Below are 22,964 nucleotides of genomic sequence, written 5' to 3'. Positions count from 1 at the left end.
GCTCACCCGCCATACCTGCGGTGTTCACCCGATCGCTGCGAATGAGACGATCACTTCGCCCGTCTGAACGAACCTCGAAATCGACCCCGCAAATGGTTCTGTGATTTGAGTCACACCATACGCGATTCAGCCGAGGACGGTAGCGGAAACCCGCGAGACGGCGGTCTCCAGCGACCCCAGCTGCTCGACGTGAGCGGGCAGCGCCTCGGGCGACCAGCCGGCGCCCGCGACGAACGCGCGAGCCCGCTGCCGGGTGATCGGGATGTCGTCGAGGACGCGCGGAGCCGCGTAGTACGGCTGGTCCGCCCACAGCACCACGGCGGCCGGCGCGGAGCGCTTCACGGCGGCGGCCAGCCCCTCGCGCGGCAGCGCAGCGCCGAACAGACGGTGCCCGACGCGGTTCGCGGCCAGCGCCGCCGCCAGCGCCACCAGCTCCAGCTCCTGCCCCTCACCGGGGACGGGCGCGAGCACGACCGGGCGCGGGTTCTCCGGCTTCGGAGCCCGCGCGATGACCGAGCGCAGGGCGGTCGACGCGCAGTCGTTGAGCAGCTGCAGCACCTCGACGCCGGTCCCGGAGCGCTGCCTGCGCTCGCTGACCGCGCGCAGCACCGGCTGCAGCATCTCCTGCCAGGTGCGCAGCACGCCGTCGCCGTCCATCGACTCGATCAGCAGCTGCTGCACCGACCAGGAGTCCAGCGCCAGCGCCGCCCGGCCCAGACCTCGGGCTCGGGGGCCGGCACCGGAGAGCTTGAGCCCGCGGCCGCCGGTGTTGGCGCCGGCCAGGGCGAGCTCCTCGTCGCCGCTGTCGAGAACGCCGGACAGCAGCAGCGGGCCGTCGGCCTCCTCCGGCCCGACGGAGGGCTCGTTGGGGTCGTCCGAGCGGCGCTGCGGCGGCGGCGCGGCGACCGTGCGCGCGTAGCGGGCGGCCTCCATCGGTGAGGCGCCGCGCAGCAGGGCGCGCTGCATCTGCTCCAGCCGGGCGATGTCGTCCGGGCCGTAGCGGCGGTGCCTGCCGCTGGTGTGATCGCTGGGCCCCAGGCCGTAGCGGCGATCCCAGGTGCGCAGCGTCGCGGGCGCGACGCCGAGCCTGCGAGCGACCGCGGCGACGCTGAGCCTCGGCTCGTCGTCCAGGGCGATCCCCTCCGGCTCCTCCGCTGACGCCTCCGACGCGCCCGCCGGATCGCCCGTGGGCGAACCGCCGGGCGCTTCGGGGGCGTCCACCCCCGCAACTGGTTCAGGCCGCGTCGTCACGCGGGACATATTCCGGTTCTCACGTTCCCAGGGCAAGCCTGTCGGACTTCGATCACCCCATTTCCAAGGATCACACCAACGATGAACAGCTTTTGGCGCGAAAGGGGTTGAACAAGTTTTGACTCGGTTCTACGGTCGGATCATGCGAGGCTGCGGCGGTTCCGCCGTAGCGAGGGAGGGGACCCACCAAATTGGAGGTGGTTGTCGCAATGGCAGACACTCGACGTCTTCCAGGACCGAACGCCGATATCTGGGATTGGCAGATACGGGGCTCGTGCAGGGGGATGGACAGCGCGTACTTCTTTCATCCGGACGGAGAGCGAGGTCCGGCACGAGCCAGGCGTGAGGCGAAGGCGAAGGAGGTGTGCCAGCACTGCCCTGTTCTGGCCCAGTGCCGCACTCACGCACTGGCGGTGCAGGAGCCGTACGGCATCTGGGGCGGACTGTCCGAGTCCGAACGCGAAGTGATCATCAAGGCGCGCAAGCGCCAGCAGCTGGCGGTAGCAGCCAGCTGACAACAAGCCCGTGACCAGCGGTGGGGGAAAGCGCCGCAGGTCAGGTGAGCCGGGATCGAATGACTCGAGGGGCGTCATTCGCCCCCGGCGAAGACGAAAAAGGATCGGGGCGGCACCCAGGCATGGGTACCGCCCCGATCTTCGTTCTCGGCAGGTCAGTGACCGTGACCGTGACCGTGGCCGTGCCCGGCCGACTCCTCGGTCTCCTCCGGCTTGTCCACGATGGCGCTCTCGGTGGTGAGCACCATGCGGGCGATGGAGGCCGCGTTGGCGACCGCGGAGCGGGTCACCTTCAGCGGGTCGACGATGCCGGCCTGCACCAGGTCGCCGTACTCGCCGGTGGCGGCGTTGTAGCCGGCGCCCCAGTCGAGGTCGCGGACCTTGGACACCACGACGGCGCCCTCCTGGCCCGCGTTGGCGGCGATCCAGTACAGCGGAGCGTCCAGCGCGCGGCGGACCAGCTGGACACCGGTCGCCTCGTCACCGGTCAGGCCGAGGTTGCCCTCGAGGGACTTGGCGGCGTGGATCAGCGCGGACCCACCACCGGGCACGCTGCCCTCCTCCGCAGCCGCCTTGGCGGCCGAGACGGCGTCCTCGATCCGGGACTTGCGCTCCTTGAGCTCGGTCTCGGTGGCGGCACCGACCTTGATCACCGCGACGCCGCCGGCGAGCTTGGCCAGCCGCTCCTGCAGCTTCTCGCGGTCCCAGTCGGAGTCGGTCGCCTCGATCTCCTTGCGGAGCTGGGCGGCGCGGTCGGAGACGTCCTCGGCGGAGCCGCGGCCGTCGACCAGGGTGGTCTCGTCCTTGGTGACGGTGACCCGGCGGGCCGAACCCAGCACCTCGGGGCCGACCTCGGACAGCTTCAGGCCCAGCTCCGGCGCGATGACCTGGGCGCCGGTGACGATCGCCAGGTCGTCCATGAAGGCCTTGCGGCGGTCGCCGAAGTACGGCGCCTTGACCGCGACGACCTTCAGCGTCTTGCGCACGGCGTTGACGGCCAGGGTGGACAGCGCCTCGCCCTCGACGTCCTCCGCCACGATCAGCAGCGGCTTGCCGTCCTGCACGACCTTCTCCAGCAGCGGCAGCAGCTCCTGGATGTTGGAAATCTTCTCCCGGTGCAGCAGGATCTGCGCGTCCTCCAGGACGGCTTCCTGGCGCTCGGCGTCGGTGACGAAGTGCGGCGAGACGAAGCCCTTGTCGAACTGCACGCCCTCGGTGAGGTCCAGCTCGGTGGCCAGCGTCGAGGACTCCTCGATGCTGATCACGCCGTCCTCGCCGACCTTCTCCATCGCCTCGCCGATCAGGTCGCCGATGGCCTCGTCGCGCGAGGACACGGTGGCGATCTGGGCGATGTTGTCCCGGCCCTTGACCGGGGTGGCCTTGGCCTTGAGCGCCTCGACGACGGCCTCGGCGGCCAGGGTGACGCCCTTGTTCAGCGCCGCCGGGTTCGCGCCCGCGGCCAGGTTGCGCAGGCCCTCGCTGACCAGCGACTGGGCCAGCACGGTGGCCGTGGTGGTGCCGTCGCCGGCGACGTCGTTGGTCTTGGTCGCGACGTTCTTGGCGAGCTGGGCGCCCAGGTTCTCGAACGGGTCGTCGAGCTCGATCTCGCGAGCGATGGTGACGCCGTCGTTGGTGATCTGCGGTCCGCCGAACTGCTTGTCCAGCACGACGTGCCGGCCGCGCGGCCCGAGCGTGACCTTCACCGCGTCGGCGAGCTGGTTGACGCCGCTTTCCAGCGCACGGCGCGCCTGCTCGTCGAAGGTGATCTGCTTAGCCATCTTTGCTACAGCCCTTCAGATGAGTGCCTGATCCCCGACATGCGACCGCCCCGGCGGTCCCGCGGTCGGGACCGCCGGGGCGGCAGTGCCCACGCTGGGTGGGCGCACGATGATCTGGCGTCAGTTGACGACGGCCAGCACGTCGCGGGCGGAGAGGATCAGGTACTCCTCGCCGTTGTACTTGACCTCGGTGCCGCCGTACTTCGAGTAGATGACGACGTCGCCTTCCTTCACATCCACCGGGATGCGGTTGCCCTTGTCGTCGATGCGACCCGGGCCGACAGCCATGACCTTGCCCTCCTGGGGCTTTTCCTTGGCAGTGTCCGGGATCACGATGCCGGACGCAGTCGTCGTCTCGGCCTCGCTCGCCTGGACCACGATCTTGTCCTCAAGCGGCTTGATGCTCGCCACGGTGTGACCTCCACCTTCTGGGGCCTTCGAAGCGTTGGCTGGGAATGACGGCTCCGTTGCTCCCCGTCGTCGCGGGTGCCGGGTCGCGGTGTCGCCGTGCTGCTAGCACTCTACCCAGGAGAGTGCCAGCGCTCAACAACCACCCGCTCACCCGAACGCCGGAACGCGACTCGGGGCATTCAACGGCAAGGTCCACGAGGTCCGGCGGGCGGGGTTCATTCAACCCGCCCGACGCCTCCGGCGTGTCGTTTCGGGACGGATTCACCCAACGGGTCGGCGACATCACCGAAAGTGGTGGCACCAGCTGTCGATCACCCCGCCCAGGCCCACCTGCGACATCGTCACCTCCGCTGCGCGCAGAGTGATCATCGCTGGTAGATCGGCATGCGGGGAATCTCACCAATGCAGCCGGGTGGTTCACACCTGCGGTGTCCGGTGGCCTAGGTTGCACGGCATGCCAGCCCTCTCCAAGCCCGCGAACCGGCCGTGGGAGCGACGTCCCCGACCCGCTCGCCCGCCTGGTCCCTCCGGCCCCCCGACCCGCAGCGGCTGGCGTCCGAAGTAACGGTCGCCCCCGTACAGACCTGACCGCGCTGGTGCGGTCGCCCCATTTCGCCGAGAATTCACCAAACCCTCCAGGCATGTCGGTAGTTTTCGCCTTCGCCAGGCGAGCACCGTCGAACTCCGGATGCGTCCGCAGCCAGAGCTGGAGGGCTTTGAGATGTCCGATTCCAACGTTCCGTTATCCGGCCGAGTCACCCGCCGCGCCGTGCTGCTGGGCGCCGCCGCCTTCGGCGCGACCGCGCTGGGTGGCTCGGCCGTCGCCAACGCGCTGGCGATGCCCGGCGCAGGAATGCGCAAGCTGGCCGACCCCTTCACCCTCGGCGTCGCCTCCGGTGACCCGCTGTCCGACGGCGTGGTGCTGTGGACCCGGTTGGCCACCGACCCCACCGCCGACGACGGCCTCGGCGGCATGCCCGACAAGGTCGTGCCGGTGCAGTGGGAGGTCGCCACCGACGAGAAGTTCAGCGACGTCGTGCAGTCCGGCGAGGCGCAGGCCGCGCCCGACCTCGGGCACAGCGTCCACGTCGAGCTGCAGGGCCTGCAGCCGGGCGCCGAGTACTTCTACCGGTTCAAGACCCAGGACGCGATCTCGCCGGTCGGCCGCACCCGGACCGCGCCCGCCGCGGGCGCGCTCGGCGAGCTGACCATGTGCTTCGCCTCGTGCGCCCACTACGGCGAGGGCTACTTCACCGCCTACAAGCGGATGGCGGAGGACGAGCCGCACCTGATCCTGCACCTCGGCGACTACCAGTACGAGTACGCCGCCGCCGACGACGACGTCCGCGAGGTGCTCGGGCCGGAAACCCGCACGCTGGCCAACTATCGGCAGCGGCACGCCCAGTACAAGACCGACCCCGACCTGCAGCTCGCCCACGCCACCGCTCCGTGGGTGGTGGTCTGGGACGACCACGAGCTCGAGAACAACTGGGCCGACGAGACCCCGGAGAAGCCCGACGACGGGTTCCTCGACCGCCGCGAGGCCGCGTTCCAGGCCTACTACGAGAACATGCCGCTGCGGTCGAGCTCCAAGCCCAGCGGCATCGACCTGCAGCTCTACCGGCGGCTGTCGTGGGGGTCGCTGGTGAACTTCCACATGCTCGACACCCGGCAGTACCGCAGCAACCAGGCCTGCGGCGACGGCGTGCAGTCCGGCTGCGACGACCGCGAGGACCCGAAGCGCTCGCTGACCGGCGCCGAGCAGGAGCAGTGGATCATCGACGGGTTCAACAGCACCTCGTCCCGCTGGGACGTGCTGGGGCAGCAGGTGTTCTTCTCCAAGATCGACCTGACCCCGGGCTCCGAAGAGGGCTACAACATGGACGCCTGGGACGGCTACGTCGCCAACCGCGACCGCATCGCCAACGCCATGTCCGACAGCAAGGTCCGCAACGGCGTGGTGCTCACCGGTGACGTGCACCGGCACTGGGCGGCGGAGATCAAGCGCACCCACGACGACCCGGACTCCCCCGCCGTCGGCACCGAGCTCGTCACGACCTCGATCACCAGCGGCGGAGACGGCGACGACGGCGGCAACGACGACGTCCTGTCGGAGAACCCGCACGTGAAGTACTACGCGAACCGCCGGGGCTACGTGCGCACCAAGTTCACCGAGACGCAGCTGCGGGCCGACTACCGGACGCTGAGCAAGGTGTCCGAGAAGGACGCCCCGGCCACCACGTCCAAGACCTTCGTCGTCGAAGACGGAAACCCTACCCTCAACCCGGCCTGACCCACGGGTCCGGGCGCGCCCGAGGCAACCCGGATTACGGCCGTAATCCGATACCCGATTACGGCGGTAATCCGGGTCCCACCCCGATTACCGCCGTAATCGGGGTCCTGAATACCGGCGTGATCCGGGTGCTGGGTGGGGCGTGATCGTGTCACGGGGGGTGGAGCGGGGGTGGGAGACTGTTGGTGTGCGTCTGGTGTGGGTGGTTCTCGGGGTGGTCGCCGGCGGGTTCTTGCTGCCCTTGGTGTGGGCTTGGGGCCGCAGCTTCGGCCGGGTCCGGGACGTCGACGACGTGCCCGCCAAGGACGTGGCGCTGGTGCTGGGGGCCGGGGTCCGGTGGGACGGGATTCCCAGCCGGATCCTCCAGGGACGGCTGGACGTCGCCCGCGAGCTGTTCCGCACCGGCAAGGTCCAGCGGATCATCGTCAGCGGGTCGCCCGAGTCGCGGGGGCACAGCGAGCCGGTGGTGATGCGGCGGTACCTCGTCTCGCACGGCGTGCCGGAATCCGGTGTGGTGCTCGACGAGTCCGGTGTGGACACCTACTCGTCCTGCAGGCGGGCCTCCGAGGAGCACGCGTCGTTGACGATCGTGACCACCCGGTTCCACCTGCGTCGGTCGATCGCGCTGGCGCGGCGGCTGGGCGTCGACGCCTGCGGGGTCGGGCACGACGCCGCGGCCGAGGGGCTGCGCCGGGTCAACGCGCGCGCGACCCGCCGCGAGGTCCTCGCGACCGTGAAGGCGTTCTGGATGCCCCGCTGAGCGTCAGTTCACGACGATGGTGTGCACCGGCAGACCCGGGTTCGCCGGCATGTCCAGCGGCGACGGCTTCGCACCGGAGTGCAGCACGTGCGCGCCCAGCGCCGCGATCATCGCGCCGTTGTCGGTGCACAGCCGGGGCCGGGGGACGCGCAGCGTGATACCGGCCGCGGCGCAGCGCTCGCGCGCCAGCTCCGACAGCCGCGAGTTCGCCGCCACCCCACCGGAGATCACCAGCGTGTCGATGTCGTGGTCGCGCGCGGCGCGCACGGCCTTCATGGTGAGCACGTCGGCGACGGCTTCCTGGAAGGAGGCGCACACGTCCGGCACCGAGATCTCCCGGCCCTCGCGATGCTCGGTCTCCACCCAGCGGGCGACGGCGGTCTTCAGACCGGAGAAGGAGAAGTCGTGCTTGGCGTCGCGCGGGCCGGTGAGGCCGCGCGGGAACGCGATCGCCTTCGGGTCGCCGAGCTTGGCCTGCTTGTCGATCGGCGGACCACCCGGGTAGGGCAGGTCGAGGATGCGGGCGACCTTGTCGTAGGCCTCGCCCGCGGCGTCGTCGATGGTCGTGCCGACCTCGGTGATCTTCTCCCCGACGCCCTCGACCAGCAGCAGCTGGCTGTGCCCGCCGGAGACCAGCAGCGCCATGCAGCGCTCCGGCAGCGGGCCGTGCTCCAGGGTGTCCACGGCGACGTGCCCGCCGAGGTGGTTCACGCCGAACAGCGGCACGTCGAGCGCGGTCGCATAGGCCTTGGCGGAGGCGACGCCGACCATCAGCGCACCGGCCAGGCCCGGTCCCGCGGTGACCGCGATCGCGTCCACATCGGACAGCGAGAGCCTGGATTCGTCCAGCGCGCGGCGCATCGTCGGCGCCATCGCCGTCAGGTGCGCGCGGCTGGCGATCTCCGGCACGACGCCGCCGAACCGCGCGTGCTCGTCCACACTGGACGCGACGGCGTCCGCCAGCAGCTCCACGCGACCGTCACCGGAGAGCCGGACCAGGCCGACTCCCGTTTCATCGCAGGAGCTCTCGATCCCCAGAACGATCCGGTCGCTCATGACGCCTCCCGTGTCATGCGGGGCACCCGCACCCGGTCGGCTTGCATGAGCGCGGGAAAGCGCAGTGTCGTTCATGACGCCTCCACAGCTTCACGTCGCATGGTGTGCGCGTCCGCCCCTGAGGGCTGGTAGTAGCGGGGGCGCAGCCCGACGATCTCGAAACCGTGGTCGCTGTACATCGCGATCGCGGTCTCGTTGTCGGTGCGCACCTCCAGGAACGTGGTCGCGCGCCGCTCGTCGGCGCGCCGCAGCAGCGCGCGCAGCAGCGCCTTGCCGGCACCGCGTCCCTGGTGGTCGGGGTCGACGCCGATCGTGTGCACCTCGGCCTCCGCGTGCGGCGGGCGGCCGTTGACCGCCAGGCCCGCGTAGCCGATCAACCGTTCGCCCAAGTAGGCGCCGATGTAGTAGCGCCCCTGGTCGAGCTCGGAGGAGAACGCGGCGTGCGACCACGGGTCGTCACCCGGGAACAGCACCTGCTCCAGCTGCGCGCAGCGGCGCAGGTCCGCCCGCCGCAGCTTGAGCACCTTGACCTCGGTGACCGGCTCGCTCACCGGGTGAGCACCGACTTCCGCTTGCCGGGCTCCTCCGCATCCGGGCGCCGCAGGTACAGCGGGACCAGCGGTTCGGGGTCGGCGTCCAGCGACGCGGCGGCCACCAGACCGGCGGGCGTGGGGAACTTCGGCTCGATCGGCCGCAGCCCGAGGGCCTCGGCCAGCTCACCGGCGGCGACCTGGTGCCCCTCGGTGGGCACGTCGGCGGGCTTGGCGACGTGCGGGCCGTCGAGGCGGGTGGCGCCGTCGTAGGCGGCCCAGTAGGTCTCCTTGCGGCGCGCGTCGGTGGCGACCAGCAGCGGGCCGCTCACCTCAGCGGCGGCGGCGATCGCGTCGAGGCTGCAGACCGGGTGCACCGGCACGTCGCAGGCCTGACCGAGGGCGGCGGCGGTGGCCAGACCGACCCGCAGGCCGGTGAACGGGCCCGGTCCGATGCCGGCGACGATCGCGTCGACGTCGGCGAAGCCGCGACCGGCCTCCTCCACGACGTCGACCAGCTGCGGCATCAGCAGTTCGCCGTGCGCGCGCGGGTTGATCGTGACGCGCTCGGCGAGGACCCGCGGGCGGCCTTCGTCGAGGGCGACCAGCCCCGCCGTGACCGCGGGCGTCGAAGTGTCCAGCGCTATGACGAGCACAGCTACTCAGCGTACGTCAGCGCTGGTCACGAGCGGTCATCGGGTCGGCCGCCGCATCTGGGGGCGCTGGTCCCGGGACCAGCGCCCCCAGATGCGCGGCGGGGCCCCCCCCGCCCCGGGGGGGGGCTGGCCCCGCCACCAGCCCCCCCAGAGGCGCGGCGGCCCCCGACCGGACGTCGGGGGCCGCCGCGCTGGGGTGTCAGCGCATCGCGTGCTGCTGCTTGGCCCTGGTGACGGCCATGACGTGCTCCATCAGGGTCGTCAGCAGCTGCTTGTTGGAGTCCCGCTGGCGGGCGTCGCAGAGCATGATCGGCACGTTCTCGTCGATGTCGAGCGCGCGCCGGACCTCCTCGGGGTCGTAGATCTGCGTGCCGTTGAAGCAGTTCACACCGATGATGAACGGCAACCCACGACCCTCGAAGTAGTCGATCGCCGCGAAGCAGGTGTCCAGTCGCCGGGTGTCGGCCAGCACGATCGCCCCGAGAGCCCCGTTGGCCAGTTCGTTCCACATGAACCAGAAGCGCTCCTGGCCCGGGGTGCCGAACAGGTACAGGATCAGGTCCGAGCTGATGGTGATGCGGCCGAAGTCGAAGGCCACCGTGGTGGTCGTCTTGCGCTCCACACCCGTCAGGTCGTCGACCCCGGCACTGGCCTCGGTCAGAGTCTCCTCGGTCCGCAGCGGCACGATCTCACTGACCGACCCCACCAGGGTGGTCTTGCCGACACCGAATCCGCCGGCGATGAGGATCTTCGCCGCGACCGCGTTCAGGCTGGCTTGTTCAGAGTTTGCGGATCCCATCCAGCACCTTCTGCATCATGTCGAGGCTCGGCCCGGTCGTCGGCGACGAATCCGGCCCGAAGACCACGTAGTCCCGCTCGATCAAGTCACTGATCAGAATCTTCACCACGCCCAGTGGCAGGTCTGCTCGCGCGGCGACCTCGGCGACCGAGACCGGATACCCGCACCCCTGCAGCACCCGCTGGTAGTTGGGTGAGAGCGCACGCGCGTTCGGGGGCAGCGGCTGACGCGCCACGACGAGCGTGATCAGGTCGAGCTCGTAGCTCGTGGCCCGCGTACGCCCCTTGGTCAGGGCGTACGGGCGCACCACCGGTCCCGCGTCCTCGTCGAACCATCCTCGCCCGCCTGACATGGCACTCACACATCAACGGGAGAACCGGCGGCACGGGGCGCGGAGCTCAGGTAGTTGCCCACCCGGGTCACCATGCGGTTCGCCTCGAAGGCGATCATGCCGAGGTCGGCGTCCGCCGCGGCGATCAGCGCGAGGCAGGCGCCCTCGCTGGCCGCGGTGACCATCAGGAAGCAGTTCGCCATCTCCACGACGGTCTGGTAGACCTCGCCGCCGTCGAACTGCAGCGCAGCTCCCTTCGACAGGCTCTGGAAGCCGGAAGCCACCGCCGCCAGGTGCTCCGCGTCGGCCTGGCCCAGCTGCGGCGTCTTGCCCAGCAGCAGACCGTCGGAGGACAGCAGCGCCGCCTTGTCCGCACCGGCCAGCCGCTGCACGAGATCGTTGAGCAGCCAGTCAACTTCCTTGCTGTAAGCCTTCAGCGTCATGCCTCGTTTCCTCCTGGCCGCGCAGCATCGTCGTTCACGTTGTTGGTGCGCGCTCGCTTGGTGCCTGTCTGGAAGGCGTTCATGCTGTTGCGGAACCTGTCCGGCGTCCGCGGCGGACCGCTGCTGGGAGCGGGCTGCTGCGGAGCGGCTTCGGTCTTCTGGGTCTGGTCGATCTGGGCGCGCAGCGGCGCCGCGAGATTGGCCTTCTGACCACGCCGGCGCTGCGGCAGCGGCGGCTTGTCGGCAGGGTTCGAAACCGAAGTGTTCACCGAAACTCCGGCAGTGGTACCGCTCTTCGGCGGACCAGAGCCGTTGGTTCCATTCGCAACCGCCTCCGTCGGGAGGATTTCACCAGACGCGTTGGGCATGTTCGACGACAGCCCCAGCATGTTCGCCGGTGTCTCCGGCGTGATTCGACGCCCCGAGACCGGACGCTGCTGGTCAAGGCGCTGCTCGTGGAGCCGGTGGTCGGACTGGCGCGGTTCCGCCGGGCGCTGCTGCTGCGACGGCGCGGCGGGACGGCGCTGCTCGGCCGGGTTCTGCTGCGGCAGGCCGCCGATCTCACCGGTGGCCGGCCCGGAACCGTTGGTGCCCGGGCGGGACCAGCGCTGCGTGCCCGCGTCGGGGCCGATCGGGTTGTGCGGGGTGATCGGGCTGTCCGGCCCGATCGGGTCGGGCGCGACGTCCGGGTCGAGCCGTCCCTCCATCCAGCGCTTGCGCGGGATCTTGGGCCGGGTCTCCGGCTCGGGCGCGGCGGCGACCGCGGGCTGCTGCCCGCTCTGCTCGACGCGGTCCTGGCGCTCGGTCTGCGGACCGCGCTCGGCGACGATGTGGTTCGGGATCAGCGCCACAGCGCGGATCCCGCCGTAGGCCGAGTCGCGCAGGGTCACCTTGATGCCGTGTCGGCCGGCCAGCTGCGCGACCACGAACAGACCCATCCGGGCCTCCTCGGACAGCGCCATCACCGCGAAGTCCGGTGGGCTGGCCAGCATCTGGTTGAGCTCCTCGAGCTTCTCCGGCTCCAGGCCGATGCCCTGGTCCTCGATCTCGACGATGATGCCCTTGCCGACGACGTTGCCGCGCACCTCGACGTGCGATTCCGGCGGCGAGAACGAGGTCGCGTTGTCGACCAGCTCGGCGAGCAGGTGCACGAGGTCGGCGACCGCGCGGCCCTGCACCGAGATCTCGGGCAGCTGCTGGATCTCGACCCGCGCGTAGAGCTCGGTCTCGGCGACCGCGCCCTGCACGACGTCGTGCAGCAGGACCGGGTTCCGCCACTGCCGGCCGGGCCGCTGACCACCGAGGATGATCAGGTTCTCGGCGTTGCGGCGGGACTGGGTGGCGAGGTGGTCGAGCTGGAACAGCAGCTCCAGCTGGTCGGGGTCCTCCAGCTTGCGCTCGGCCTTGTCCAGCACCTGCAGCTGGCGGTGGACCATGACCTGGCTGCGGTGCGCGATGTTGAGGAACACCGAGCGGACACCCTGCCGGGTCTCGGCCTCGGCGACGGTCGCGCGGATGGCGGTGCGCTGCGCCTCGTTGAAGGCGTTGGCGACCTCACCGATCTCGTCGCGGCCGAAGCGCAGCCAGGAGACCTCGCGCTCGACGTCGACCTGCTTCCCGTTGCGCAGCCGGGCCACGACCGACGGCATCTCCTTCTCGGCCAGCGCCAGCGTCTGGCTGCGCAGCCGGTTGAGCCGCCGGACCAGCAGGTTGGACAGCCGCAGCGCGACCAGGAACACGATCAGGACGATCAGCACGATGATCGCGCCGGTGATCCCGGAGGTCAGCAGCGTCTCGTTGACCACGACCGAGCCGAGTTCCAGCGCGTACTGGAAGTGCGAGGTCGACAGGGCGTTGAGCTCCTGGGCCAGGTCGTGCGAGGCGCTGATCCAGTCGGTGGTGCCGACCGGGACCTTGATGACCTGGCCGGCCGCGGCCTGACCACCGGCGACCTCCATCGCGTCCTGCACCGCGTCGACGCGGGTCCAGGCCGAGCCCTTCTGCAGGTCCTTGTAGGTCTGCTGCTCGACCGGCGTCATTCGCGGCGTCAGCGAGTTCAGGTTGTCGTGGAAGGCGCCGATCTGGTGCGCGTACTCGTGGTACTGCGCCGGGGTCATGCCCACCGAGGTGCGGCCCAGCGCCAGCGCGTGGCCTCGGGCCATCGCGTCGGCGGCGTCCATGAGGTCGGCGGAGACCGAGCTCTCGTAGGAGACCTGAGCGTCCGGCGCGTACCGGACGTAGGTCCGCAGGCTCATGTTGTAGGCGTCGAAGAGCCCGTTGTAGAACTTGTAGACCGCGTCCAGCTCGGCCGGGCCGCTGTCGACCTGCTTGCGCACCTCTTTGACGGTGCCCAGCTGCGAGCGGAACTCGTCGAAGTTCTCCCGCGCGTCGCTCGGCACCGAGTCGGCGAAGTCCTCCGCCACGCCGTCCATTTCGGCCAGCGAGGCGTCGAGCTTCTTGCGGACGTCGTCGAGGTTGCGGCGCTCGTTGCGGTTGCTGAGGTAGACGAGGGTGAGCTGGCGCTCGTCCTGCAGGTTGGCGACGAATCTGGCCGAGGGGTCCTTGGCGTCGGCGAGTCTGCCGACGTAGTTCTGCACGCTCAGGCCGTGGAAAATCAGGTACCCGGACAAGCCCACGCCCACGAGCAGGGCCGCGACACTCGGGACGAGTGCGATGGCCAGCAGTCGCGCCTGGATCGTGCCGGAGGCGAAGAGGCGTTTCAGCGTTGACATGGACCTCGTCTCAAACCTTCTCCGTTGGTTAGCCGCAGCAAGAAGAGCTCACGCTGGCCCGGTGTGCCTCGAAACGACCGGACCCGCGGTCGCGCCGAAAAATTTCGGGCCCGCAGGCGCATCAGATGACGACGCAGCCTAGGGCCGCAGCCATACGTGGTCAACGCGCCTTTGGGACCTATCGACACAATTGTTATATACGCTGGTCGAACAGTATGCGCGGGAAGATTAGCAGACGACCCGAGCAATCCTGAATTGCATTGCCACATATCCCACAGGCCCTGGAACTGCACCCGAACTCCGAGCGCCAGTTCGCCCGCCCTGCACCGATTCCGGCTGGTTGGCCATCCGACCAAAAAAGGCTGGAACTATGCGAAATTGCTCCGTTCGGCCTAGCTCAAACACTGCCAGAAGGGCGATTCAGGCAGCTCTCTACCGTCAGGTAGGCTCTCGCGACGATGGCTGGCGAAAAGCTGGCCACACCGATCTTTTCAAGCACCATTTCCCCCGACCCCAGAGGAAGTCAAACAACCCCGGAAAGTCATCTTCGAATAGCTTCTGGTCACTGGAAGTGACGCTCGCGGCCAAACGTCGCAATTTGATTACTCCTGGCGACCGGAAATGAATTTTCGATGACGCGGTGCATGCCCACCCGCATCGCAGGGGTTAGTGACGGCCCTGAAGTCGGACAAGTCCTGCCTTGGCCTGTTTGAGTACGTCGGCACGTCTTTTCCGCTCGGTGAATGGTCCCCGGTCGGCCACATGGAGTGCCGGCGCGCGAGAGGAGTTTGGATGGTTCACCCCGCCACCGATCACGAGGAAGCCGCACCGCCATCCGGCACGCGACGCCGCCGCTTCCTCACCTACGTCGCGGCGGCGCCGATGCTCACGATCGCCGGCAAGTTCGTGCTGGAAGGCGAAGCCGCCGCTGCCGCGCCGGTCGCAGGGCAGCTCCCGCTCCCTCCCGTCTCCGGGCTCATGGACTTCGGCGACGTCATGGAGATCGCCAGCGCGCCGACGATGGAACTGATGAAGCTGGAGTTCACCGGGGACAACAAGGTCCGCTTCGAACTCCCGCGCCTGGAGGTCGGCCAGGGGCTCAACACCGCGGTCGTGATGATGCTGGCCGAGGAGCTCGGCGCGCGCACCCAGGACGTCGTGGTCGAGCTCTCCGACGCCCGTCCCGAGCTGATGTTCAACCAGTTCACCGCGGCCTCGTCCTCGGTGCGCACGTTCTGGAAGCCGCTGCGCCAGATGGCCGCCACGGCTCGCTCGCGGCTGCTGACCGCCGCCGCCAAGAAGTGGAGCGTCTCCGCCAACGGCCTGGTCACCCAGGGCACCGGCGTGGTCGGCCCGGGCGGTCGCAAGGCCACCTTCGCCGAACTGGCCAAGGACGCCGCCAAGGTGACCGTCCCGTCGGTCCCGGCCACGCCCAAGAAGCCCTCGGAGTTCAAGGTCCTCGGCAAGGGCCTGAACCGCGCCGACGCCAACGCCATCGTCACCGGCAAGGCGCACTACGTCTCGGACATGAAGATCCCGAACTCCGTGGTGGCCGTCGTGGTCCGCCCGCCGACGCTGGACGGCGAGGTCGAGTCCTTCGACGACTCGGCGATCCGCAACGCCCCCGGCTTCAAGGGCACCGTCGAGCTCTCCACCGGTGTCGCGGTCTGCGCCGAGTACACCTGGCAGGCGATGGAGCTGGCCAAGAAGCTCGAGGTCTCCTGGAAGCAGGGCCCGATCGCCGGCATGTCCTCCTCGGACATCCAGGAGAAGCTCGCCGGGATGACCGGCAGCCTCGACGACGCGGTCTCCGACGGTGACGGCGACGAGATCGACGAGAGCTTCGACTTCGCCTTCGTCAGCCACGCGCCGATGGAGGTCAACTACGCGATCGCCGACGTCAGGGGCAGCAGCGCCGAGATCTGGGTCCCGGCCCAGTCCCCGCAGGTCGCGCAGAAGGACATCGCCGCGGCGATCGGCGTCCTCGACGTCAAGGTGCACGTCACCCGCGCCGGCGGTTCCTTCGGCCGGCACCTGTTCCACGAAGCGGCGATCGAGGCCGCCGAGGTCTCCAAGGCCATCGGCAAGCCGGTCAAGCTGATGTGGACCCGCAACGACGACACCCGGCACGGCCGGATGCGTCCCGCCTCCCACCACCGCGTCAAGGCCTCCTTCCGCAGCGGCAAGGTCCGCTCCTGGGCGCACAAGATGGCCAGCGTCTCCACCGACTTCAACCACGGCATGGGTGACCTGATCACCTCGACCGCCGTGCAGTCGGGTCTCGCCAAGCTCCCGGCCGCGCAGCTGTACTTCAACCTGACCCAGTCGGTGCCCTACGAGTTCGGCTCGACCACCATCTCGCTGAACGACCTGCCGCTGGAAGGCGTGCACACCGGCAGCTGGCGGTCGGTGCACTCGGCGACCTTCCGCACCGCGGAGGACCTGGTCGTCGACCAGATCGCGGAGAAGGCCGGTTCCGACCCGGCGAACTTCCGGCTGGAGAACGCCAAGACCGACCGCGCGAAGGACGTGCTGCGCAAGGTCATGAAGGACGGCAAGTGGGGTCGTCCGATGCCCAAGGGCCACGCGCAGGGCATCTCGATGCACGAGGAGTTCAAGTCGGTCGCGGCCTGCCTGGTCGAGATCAACGCCACCGACCCGAAGAACCCGCGGGTCACCAAGGCCGTGATGGTCGTCGACGCCGGTCTGCCGCTGAACCCGAAGGGCATCGAGGCCCAGATGATGGGCGGCCTGACCGACGCGATCTCCACGGTCCTGCAGGCGGGCATCCACATCGACGACGGCGCGGTGCGCGAGGGCAGCTACGCCGACTTCAAGTGGGCCCGCCAGCGCAACACCCCGCCGGAGCTGCAGATCCACGTCATGCCGGCCACCACCGACGAACCCGGTGGCGTGGGCGAGCTGGGCGTTCCGGTGTCCGCGGGGGCGATCGCCTGCGCCTACGCCCGGGCGACCGGCACCAAGCCGCGCAGCTTCCCGGTCAACTACTGATTCCGGCCTGATCCGCTAAGGAGTCCCCGAACGACATGCCCAAGTACTCGTTCACCGTCAACGGAAAGGACGTCGAGGTCGACGTCCCCGCGGAGATGCCCCTGCTGTGGGTGCTGCGCGACGAGCTGCGCATCACCGGTCCCAAGTACGGCTGCGGCGTCGGCGTCTGCCGCGCCTGCACCTGCCTGCAGGACGACGAGGAAGTCCAGACCTGCATGGTCAAGGCCGAGGACGCCGACGGCACCGAGATCACCACGATCGAGGGCCTGGCCGACGGCGACGAGCTGCACCCCGTGCAGCAGGCGTGGCTGGACCGCGACGTCGCGCAGTGCGGCTTCTGCCAGCCCGGCCAGATCATGACGGCTGTCGCCCTGCTCAACGACAAGGGCGACGACGTCACCGACGCGGACATCGACAAGATCGAGAACGTCTGCCGCTGCGGCACCTACGGCCGGATCCGCCAGGCCATCAAGCAGGCCGCGCAGAACATGTGAGCCGCGTTGCCGCCCCGGGCTCGCGCTGAGCCCGGGGCGGCAACTGGCTTTGGTCCACACCGTCCGTCCGAATCGGACATCCATCGTGGACGGTGGCGACCAGGGCGCTGAACGTCGCGCTCCGACGCGGTTCCAGGAAGCACTCAAGAGAAGTTGATGAGGGCATTGACACTTCGCAAGTCCTTCGCCGCCGGGCTGGTCGTGGCCTGCGCGGCTCTTTCCGCTTGCAGCGGTGGTTCTTCGCAGGACCACAACGCGCACATGCAGCACGCCGGCGGCGAGCAGGCCGGTGGTGGCACCCAGATGAACATGGGCGACCCGAACGCCACGCCCGCCAAGGACGTGCCGGGTGCGCAGCTGCGCACCAACAAGTTCGTGCTGCTGCCGACGCGTCCGCCGGGCCTGGACCAGGCCGCGGGCACCGCGTGGCTGGCGACCCACCCGGGCGGCACCACCGTCACCCTGGAGATGACCGGTCTGGCGCCGAACGGCAAGTACATGGCACACGTGCACGCCAAGCCGTGCGCGGAGGAGAACGGCGGCGGTCACTTCAAGTTCGACCAGGCCGGCCCCGAGGTGCCGCCGAACGAGATCCACCTGGCCTTCAGCGCCGATGCCGGCGGACGCGGCTTCATGACCGCCGAGAACGACAAGCCCGCCGAGGCCGCCAAGTCGCTCGTGGTGCACCCGGCCGAGTTCTCCGACAACCGCATCGCATGCGCCGACTTCTGAGCCCCACCCTCGGTGCGGTCCTGACCGCGCTGCTGGCACTGCTGCAACCGGGCACCGCGCTCGCGCACAGCGGGCTCAACGTCGCCTCCCCCGGCCCGGGCGAGACCGCACAGGCCGGGGTGGACCGCATCGAGATGGACTTCGCCGGAGCGCTGGACGAGTCGCGGCCGCCGCGCATCGAGGTCAAGGACCCGTCGGGATCCGACAAGGTCTCGGGTGACGTGGAGGTCAGCGGCAACCACCTGACCGTCCACATCGAAGCGTTGAAACCCGGCCTGCACACGGTGAAGTACCAGACCGTCTTCGACGACGGCCACACCACCGAGGGCGGCTACTACCTCAACGTCGCCCCCGCCCCGCCGGGCGAGTCAGACAGCGGCGGCTACACCTTCTGGCTGGCCGTCGGCGGCGGCGCGGTCATCGCGGTCCTGCTGCTCGTGGTGATCGCCCTCATCCCCCGCCGCTCGAAGTCCGAGACCGACTAGCCCCGGCACCACGCGAACGTCCCCCACCCGGGTTCACCTGGGCGGGGGACGTTTTCGAATTTCGCGCGAAATTCGAGGCCCAGGTTTCCCCGTCGAAATTCGCGCGAAATTCGAATCCCACCTCGGTACCGCAGGTCAGAGGTGGGTCTTGGCCAGCGTCCTCGCGAGGGTGGTGAGGATGGGGGCTGGGTCGGCCATGCAGCGCTGCGGGTCCGGTTCGACGTCGAGGAGGGCGTGGGCGGCGTCGATGCCCGCCTCCGCGAGGCGTTCCGGGGTGAGGTCGCAGCGACCCGCGATGGCGATGACCGGGATTCCCGCCGCGATGGCGCGAGCGGCGACTCCGGCCGGGGCCTTGCCGTGCAGGGTCTGCTCGTCGAGCGCGCCCTCGCCGGTGATGACCAGTCCCGCCCCCTCGAGGTGGCGGTCGAAGTCCACCAGGTCGAGCACCACGTCCACGCCCGGCCGCATCGTCGCGCCCAGCGCCGCCAGGGCCGCGAAGCCGACCCCGCCGGCCGCACCCGCGCCCGGCTGGTCGGCGACGTCGCGGCCACCTGCGGCCTTCATCGCCTCGGCGTAGCGGCCCAGCGCACCGTCCAGCAGCTCCACCTGCTCCGGGTTCGCGCCCTTCTGCGGGCCGTAGACGTGCGCGGCGCCGTGCGGACCGGTGAGCGGGTTGTCCACATCGGACGCCAGGACGAGTTCGACCTCGCGGATGCGGGGATCCAGCCCGGACAGGTCGATCTCGCCGACGTTGGCCAGCGGACCGCCACCGGGCGCGACCGGATTCCCGTTGGTGTCCAGGATCTTCGCGCCGAGCACGGTGAGCAGCCCGGCACCGCCGTCGGTGCAGGCGCTGCCGCCGACGCCGAGCACGACGCGCCGGGCACCGGTGCCGAGCGCTGCCAGCAGCGCTTCGCCGGTGCCGTCGCTGGAGGCGCCGAGCGCGTCGAGGTCGTCGGGGTCCAGCAGCGCGAGACCGGAGGCGGAGGCGAGCTCGACGACGGCGGTCTCCCCGTCGTAGGCGATCTCGGTGTCGACCGGGTACCCGGTCGGGCCGCTCACCGGCACCGTCATCCGGGCGTACCCGGCGGCCAGCGCGGCGTCCACGGTGCCGTCACCGCCGTCGGCGACCGGCGCGAGCCGCACCTCCACGTCGGGGCGCTCCTCGCGCAGCCCGGCAGCGACCGCCTCGGCGACTTCCGGGGCGGTGAGGGTGCCTTTGAACTTGTCCGGTGCGATGAGAACGGGACCGGGCAACTGCAGCCTCCTAGGTTCAGCGCGAGATCCAGCCGAAGGCTTCGGTACTGGCGCCGCTGGGTTTGTATTCGAGTCCGATGTGGCCGGTGTAGCCGACCTCGTCGAGCCTGGCGAAGTAGTGCGCGAAGTCGATCGTCCCGGTGCCGGGTTCTCCTCGCCCCGGCGAGTCCGCGATCTGCACGTGCCCGATCGACTCCGGCCGTTCGTCGAGCACCACGTCCGGATCGTCTCCGTTGGTGACCAGGTGGTACACGTCGAACAGCAGGCGGACGTTGTCCACCTCGCCGGCTTCGCGCACCCGGTCGACGACGGCGAGCCCGTCGGCGGCGGTCCGCAGCGGATAGGCCGGGATCCCGCTGACCGGTTCGATGAGCACGGTACCGCCGATCCGGGCGACGTCGCGGGCGGCGCGCACGAGGCTCTCGGTGGCGGCCTCGTCCTGGGCGCGCGGATCGACGCCGTCGATGCGGTTGCCGTAGAGCGCGTTGAACGCGCGGCAACCGAGCCGCTCGCCGATCTCGCAGAGCACGTCGATGTTGGCCGCGAACTGCCCGGCCCGGTCGGGATCGGACAGCACTCCGCGCTCACCGGCGGCGAGGTCGCCGCCGAAGAAGTTCAGTCCTACCAGCGAGACCCCCGCTTCGTCGATGGCCCTGATGAACTTCTCCACGTCGGCCTCGGCGGGCACCGGGCTGTCGAACGGCCACCAGAACTCGACCTGCTGGAAGCCCGCAGCCTCGGCGGCGGCCGGTCGTTCCAGCAGATCGAGCTCGGTGAACAGGATCGACAGGTTGACGTCGAATCGGTCCGTCTTCATCGGCTTCCCGTCTGGGTCGTTGTTGCGGGCGGACGCTACCGTCTCGGACAGGGAGGTCGGTCCATGATGCTGCGCGCAGAGTTCACCACGGAACCGTTCGAGGGCGAAGGGGAGCCGCCGGCGCACGCCCTGGCGGCCCGGGACTGCCTGCTGGCGGCGGGCCTGGATCCGGACTTCGGTCCGCTGGGCACGGCGATCACCGCCGACCGGGAGCGGCTGCTGCCCGCCCTGGCCGAGGTGCTGGACAAGGCGCTGGCATCGGGGGCGAGCCGGATCACCCTGCAGGTCACCGCCGAGGACGACCGGGTCTAGGCTGGTCGCGATGCATCCGCTGGCCACTGCGATCGCCCCGCTGCTGGAACACGTCGGCGGCACCGCCGTACCCGCTGACCAGCGGGAACCCGGCGACATCGTGCTGTACTGGGAGGGTGCCCCGGCGGTCGCCGTGCGCGTGCCCGGCCAGGAGCTCACCAGCGCCCTGGACCGCATGATCCGCGCCGTGGAGGGCGAGCTGGGCGCCAAGCTGCCGGACCTGCCCCGCGCGGACAAGCAGAAGGCGGTCCGGCTGCTGGAGGAGCGCGGCGCGTTCAACATGCGCAAGTCCGTCGAGTCGGTCGCCAAGGCGCTCGGAGTCAGCCGCTTCACGGTCTACAACTACCTCAACCGGGACCAGGCAGATCGCTGAAGCCACACCTCCCGTTCACCTTCAGCAACACCGTTAACCTGGGTTTTTCAACAAACTGTTGACACCCCGTCAAGGCGGTCGTAGCTTTTTGCGCACCGGACCGGCACTGCGGTCACCGAGTTCTCTCGGGACGATCGAGCCGGCATGTGAACCACTTCAGCGGAGAAGCGCATGGCTACGACCACCGGTGTTCAACGGCTCAACGAATCATCCCGGGCCGAACTCATCGACAGGCTCCTGAGCTGCCTGGACATCACCCGTTGGGCGGCCGACATCGCCGACGCGCGCCCGTTCGCCGACGCCGAAGCCGTGCAGAACGCCGCTGCGGACGCCGCCCCCGGATTCACCGACTCCGAGATCTTCCAGGCCCTGGCCGCCCACCCCCGCATCGGGGAACGCCCCAAGGACATCGGCCAGAGCGCCGACTTCTCCCGCCGCGAGCAGGCGGGTGTGAGCGACGAGCTGGCCGATGAGCTGCGGGCGGCCAACCTGGAGTACGAGCGCCGCTTCGGGCACGTCTACCTGGTGTGCGCCAGCGGGCGCAGCGGCGAGGAACTCCTGGAGATCCTGCGCTCCAGGCTCGACAACGACCCCACCGACGAGCTGCGCATCGTCGACGCCGAACTCCGCAAGATCGCCGCGCTGCGGCTGGCGAAAGTGATCGAAGAATGAGCGCTGTCACCACCCACGTCCTCGACGCCGCCCAGGGCACACCGGCGGCCGGCGTCGCCGTCCGACTGGAGACCGCCGACGGGAAACCCCTGCCGGACGGAAACCCAGCGGCAACCGGCCGGACCGACGCCGACGGCCGCTGCCGCGACCTCGGCCCGGGTCGCCTCGAAGCGGGCGACTACCGGCTGACCTTCGACACCGGCGAGTACTTCGACCAGCGGGGTACCGCCACCTTCTACCCGCAGGTGTCGATCACCTTCCGGATCACCGATCCCGGCCAGCACCACCACGTTCCACTGCTGCTGAGCCCGTTCGCCTACTCCACCTACCGAGGGAGCTGAATCATGGGCATCGTCATGGGCCCCAACCAGTACGGCAAGGCCGAGGTCCGCATCGTCACCGTGGACCGCTCCACGCCGCGGCACACCATCAAGGACCTCAACGTCAGCAGCTCGCTGCGCGGCGACCTCGACGAGGCGCACCTGTCCGGCGACAACAGCAAGGTCCTGCCGACCGACACCCAGAAGAACACCGTCTACGCCTTCGCCAAGCAGGAACCGATCGGCGAGATCGAGGACTTCGCGCTGCGGCTGGGCAGGCACTTCGTCTCCAGCGCCGAGGGCATCAACGGTGCCCGGATCCTCATCGAGGAGCACGGCTGGCAGCGGATCCCGGTCGAGGGCACCGGCCACGACCACTCGTTCTCCCGCGCCGGCGATGAGAAGCGCACCACCGCGATCACCATCGACGGCGACCAGGCCCACGTGGTGTCGGGCCTGAAGGACCTGGTCGTGCTGAAGTCGACCGGATCGGAGTTCTGGGGGTACCCGAAGGACCAGTACACGACGCTGGCCGAGACCAACGACCGGATCCTGGCCACCGCCGTCACCGCCCGCTGGCGCTACCAGCACACCGACGTGGACTGGGGCAAGAGCTTCGAGTCCATCCGCGCCACGATGCTGGAGGCCTTCGCCACCACGCACAGCCTCGCGCTGCAGCAGAGCCTCTACGAGATGGCCAAGGCCGCGCTGGAGAAGCACCCCGAGCTCGCCGAGGTCCGCCTCTCGCTGCCGAACAAGCACCACTTCCTCGTCGACCTCTCGCCCTTCGGCCTGGAGAACGACAACGAGGTCTTCTACGCCGCGGACCGCCCCTACGGCCTCATCGAGGGCACCGTCCGCCGCGACGACGTGGAGGACCAGCCGATGGCCTGGTACACCACCCCGGAGTTCTGAGAACCCCTCCGGCGGGGCTG

The 22,964-nt window shown here is 69.7% G+C and carries 24 protein-coding genes; 12 read left to right on the top strand and 12 right to left on the bottom strand.

Translation table 11 applies throughout. The features are described 5' to 3' along the window. Positions 1–126: 126 nt before the first annotated feature. Positions 127–1,260 carry a MerR family transcriptional regulator gene (locus tag R4I43_RS15620; RefSeq protein ID WP_324266330.1) on the bottom strand — a complete coding sequence of 378 codons (1,134 nt, stop codon included), beginning with the start codon at positions 1,258–1,260 and terminating at the stop codon, positions 127–129. Positions 1,261–1,460: 200 nt separating this feature from the next. Between R4I43_RS15620 and R4I43_RS15615 the strand changes: the two genes are divergently transcribed. Beyond that, positions 1,461–1,766, top strand: coding sequence for a WhiB family transcriptional regulator (locus R4I43_RS15615; protein ID WP_093414062.1), 306 nt, complete (start codon positions 1,461–1,463; stop codon positions 1,764–1,766). A 155-nt stretch (positions 1,767–1,921) separates the two neighbouring features. Here R4I43_RS15615 and groL read toward each other — a convergent pair whose 3' ends face one another. Further along, on the bottom strand, positions 1,922–3,544 hold the full coding sequence (groL, locus tag R4I43_RS15610; RefSeq protein WP_324266329.1) for a chaperonin GroEL: 1,623 nt from the start codon (positions 3,542–3,544) through the stop codon (positions 1,922–1,924). A gap of 120 nt (positions 3,545–3,664) precedes the next feature. Beyond that, on the bottom strand, positions 3,665–3,955 hold the full coding sequence (gene groES, locus R4I43_RS15605) for a co-chaperone GroES (protein WP_324266328.1): 291 nt from the start codon (positions 3,953–3,955) through the stop codon (positions 3,665–3,667). Between the two features lie 721 nt (positions 3,956–4,676). Between groES and R4I43_RS15600 the strand changes: the two genes are divergently transcribed. Both R4I43_RS15600 and R4I43_RS15595 read left to right on the top strand, forming a co-directional pair. Next, positions 4,677–6,248, top strand: a complete 1,572-nt coding sequence (locus R4I43_RS15600) for an alkaline phosphatase D family protein (protein WP_324266327.1) — start codon at positions 4,677–4,679, stop codon at positions 6,246–6,248. Between the two features lie 187 nt (positions 6,249–6,435). Next, a complete protein-coding gene (locus R4I43_RS15595; protein WP_324266326.1) occupies positions 6,436–7,008 on the top strand; it encodes a SanA/YdcF family protein in 573 nt (190 codons plus the stop codon). 3 nt (positions 7,009–7,011) lie between these two features. Here R4I43_RS15595 and tsaD read toward each other — a convergent pair whose 3' ends face one another. The 7 genes from tsaD to R4I43_RS15560 all read right to left on the bottom strand — a co-directional run bounded on the left by tsaD (position 7,012) and on the right by R4I43_RS15560 (position 13,555). After that, a complete protein-coding gene (gene tsaD, locus R4I43_RS15590) occupies positions 7,012–8,064 on the bottom strand; it encodes a tRNA (adenosine(37)-N6)-threonylcarbamoyltransferase complex transferase subunit TsaD (RefSeq protein WP_324266325.1) in 1,053 nt (350 codons plus the stop codon). Positions 8,065–8,135: 71 nt separating this feature from the next. Beyond that, positions 8,136–8,615, bottom strand: a complete 480-nt coding sequence (rimI, locus tag R4I43_RS15585) for a ribosomal protein S18-alanine N-acetyltransferase (protein WP_324266324.1) — start codon at positions 8,613–8,615, stop codon at positions 8,136–8,138. After that, entirely contained in the window at positions 8,612–9,250 is a 639-nt protein-coding gene (gene tsaB / locus R4I43_RS15580) for a tRNA (adenosine(37)-N6)-threonylcarbamoyltransferase complex dimerization subunit type 1 TsaB (RefSeq protein WP_324266323.1), read from the bottom strand. The genes rimI and tsaB overlap by 4 nt, the downstream gene beginning before the upstream one ends. Before the next feature lie 199 nt (positions 9,251–9,449). Continuing rightward, a complete protein-coding gene (locus R4I43_RS15575) occupies positions 9,450–10,049 on the bottom strand; it encodes a GTP-binding protein (RefSeq protein ID WP_132676949.1) in 600 nt (199 codons plus the stop codon). After that, positions 10,030–10,401, bottom strand: coding sequence for a DUF742 domain-containing protein (locus R4I43_RS15570; protein ID WP_132677025.1), 372 nt, complete (start codon positions 10,399–10,401; stop codon positions 10,030–10,032). Before R4I43_RS15570 ends, R4I43_RS15575 begins: the two co-directional genes overlap by 20 nt. A 5-nt stretch (positions 10,402–10,406) precedes the next feature. Beyond that, positions 10,407–10,823, bottom strand: coding sequence for a roadblock/LC7 domain-containing protein (locus R4I43_RS15565; RefSeq protein WP_145744423.1), 417 nt, complete (start codon positions 10,821–10,823; stop codon positions 10,407–10,409). Then, on the bottom strand, positions 10,820–13,555 hold the full coding sequence (locus tag R4I43_RS15560) for a sensor histidine kinase (protein WP_324266322.1): 2,736 nt from the start codon (positions 13,553–13,555) through the stop codon (positions 10,820–10,822). Before R4I43_RS15560 ends, R4I43_RS15565 begins: the two co-directional genes overlap by 4 nt. A gap of 792 nt (positions 13,556–14,347) precedes the next feature. Between R4I43_RS15560 and R4I43_RS15555 the strand changes: the two genes are divergently transcribed. The 4 genes from R4I43_RS15555 (at position 14,348) to R4I43_RS15540 (ending at position 18,278) form a co-directional block, all read left to right on the top strand. Continuing rightward, positions 14,348–16,567, top strand: a complete 2,220-nt coding sequence (locus R4I43_RS15555; protein WP_324266321.1) for a xanthine dehydrogenase family protein molybdopterin-binding subunit — start codon at positions 14,348–14,350, stop codon at positions 16,565–16,567. 35 nt (positions 16,568–16,602) lie between these two features. Beyond that, positions 16,603–17,061, top strand: coding sequence for a (2Fe-2S)-binding protein (locus R4I43_RS15550; protein ID WP_324266320.1), 459 nt, complete (start codon positions 16,603–16,605; stop codon positions 17,059–17,061). Between the two features lie 156 nt (positions 17,062–17,217). Further along, positions 17,218–17,793 carry a hypothetical protein gene (locus tag R4I43_RS15545; protein WP_324266319.1) on the top strand — a complete coding sequence of 192 codons (576 nt, stop codon included), beginning with the start codon at positions 17,218–17,220 and terminating at the stop codon, positions 17,791–17,793. Continuing rightward, complete coding sequence (locus tag R4I43_RS15540; protein ID WP_324266318.1) at positions 17,778–18,278, top strand: copper resistance CopC family protein; 501 nt, start codon at positions 17,778–17,780, stop codon at positions 18,276–18,278. The genes R4I43_RS15545 and R4I43_RS15540 overlap by 16 nt, the downstream gene beginning before the upstream one ends. Before the next feature lie 135 nt (positions 18,279–18,413). On the opposite strand, the gene R4I43_RS15535 is transcribed toward R4I43_RS15540, so the two are convergent. Both R4I43_RS15535 and R4I43_RS15530 read right to left on the bottom strand, forming a co-directional pair. Then, positions 18,414–19,541, bottom strand: a complete 1,128-nt coding sequence (locus tag R4I43_RS15535; RefSeq protein WP_324266376.1) for a glycerate kinase — start codon at positions 19,539–19,541, stop codon at positions 18,414–18,416. A gap of 10 nt (positions 19,542–19,551) precedes the next feature. Further along, positions 19,552–20,352 carry a hydroxypyruvate isomerase family protein gene (locus R4I43_RS15530; RefSeq protein ID WP_324266317.1) on the bottom strand — a complete coding sequence of 267 codons (801 nt, stop codon included), beginning with the start codon at positions 20,350–20,352 and terminating at the stop codon, positions 19,552–19,554. Positions 20,353–20,415: 63 nt separating this feature from the next. Here R4I43_RS15530 and R4I43_RS15525 point away from each other — a divergent pair, with 63 nt between their 5' ends. The 5 genes from R4I43_RS15525 (at position 20,416) to pucL (ending at position 22,944) form a co-directional block, all read left to right on the top strand. Continuing rightward, positions 20,416–20,664 (top strand): hypothetical protein, encoded by a 249-nt coding sequence (locus R4I43_RS15525; protein ID WP_324266316.1) that lies wholly within the window; start codon positions 20,416–20,418, stop codon positions 20,662–20,664. A gap of 10 nt (positions 20,665–20,674) precedes the next feature. Continuing rightward, the gene (locus R4I43_RS15520) at positions 20,675–21,037 is read left to right on the top strand and encodes a helix-turn-helix domain-containing protein (RefSeq protein ID WP_324266315.1); all 363 of its coding nucleotides are present in this window, start codon (positions 20,675–20,677) and stop codon (positions 21,035–21,037) included. A 171-nt stretch (positions 21,038–21,208) separates the two neighbouring features. Beyond that, the gene (uraD, locus tag R4I43_RS15515) at positions 21,209–21,709 is read left to right on the top strand and encodes a 2-oxo-4-hydroxy-4-carboxy-5-ureidoimidazoline decarboxylase (RefSeq protein ID WP_324266314.1); all 501 of its coding nucleotides are present in this window, start codon (positions 21,209–21,211) and stop codon (positions 21,707–21,709) included. Continuing rightward, positions 21,706–22,050 (top strand): hydroxyisourate hydrolase, encoded by a 345-nt coding sequence (gene uraH / locus R4I43_RS15510; protein WP_324266313.1) that lies wholly within the window; start codon positions 21,706–21,708, stop codon positions 22,048–22,050. The genes uraD and uraH overlap by 4 nt, the downstream gene beginning before the upstream one ends. Positions 22,051–22,053: 3 nt before the next feature. After that, on the top strand, positions 22,054–22,944 hold the full coding sequence (gene pucL, locus R4I43_RS15505; RefSeq protein WP_324266312.1) for a factor-independent urate hydroxylase: 891 nt from the start codon (positions 22,054–22,056) through the stop codon (positions 22,942–22,944). Positions 22,945–22,964 lie beyond the last annotated feature (20 nt).

Origin of the sequence: Saccharopolyspora mangrovi, assembly GCF_035320975.1 — a bacterium.
GTDB classification, from domain to species: Bacteria; Actinomycetota; Actinomycetes; order Mycobacteriales; family Pseudonocardiaceae; genus Saccharopolyspora; species Saccharopolyspora mangrovi.
Note: the sequence above shows the minus strand (reverse complement) of the source record. Positions and strands in the feature narration are given on the sequence as shown.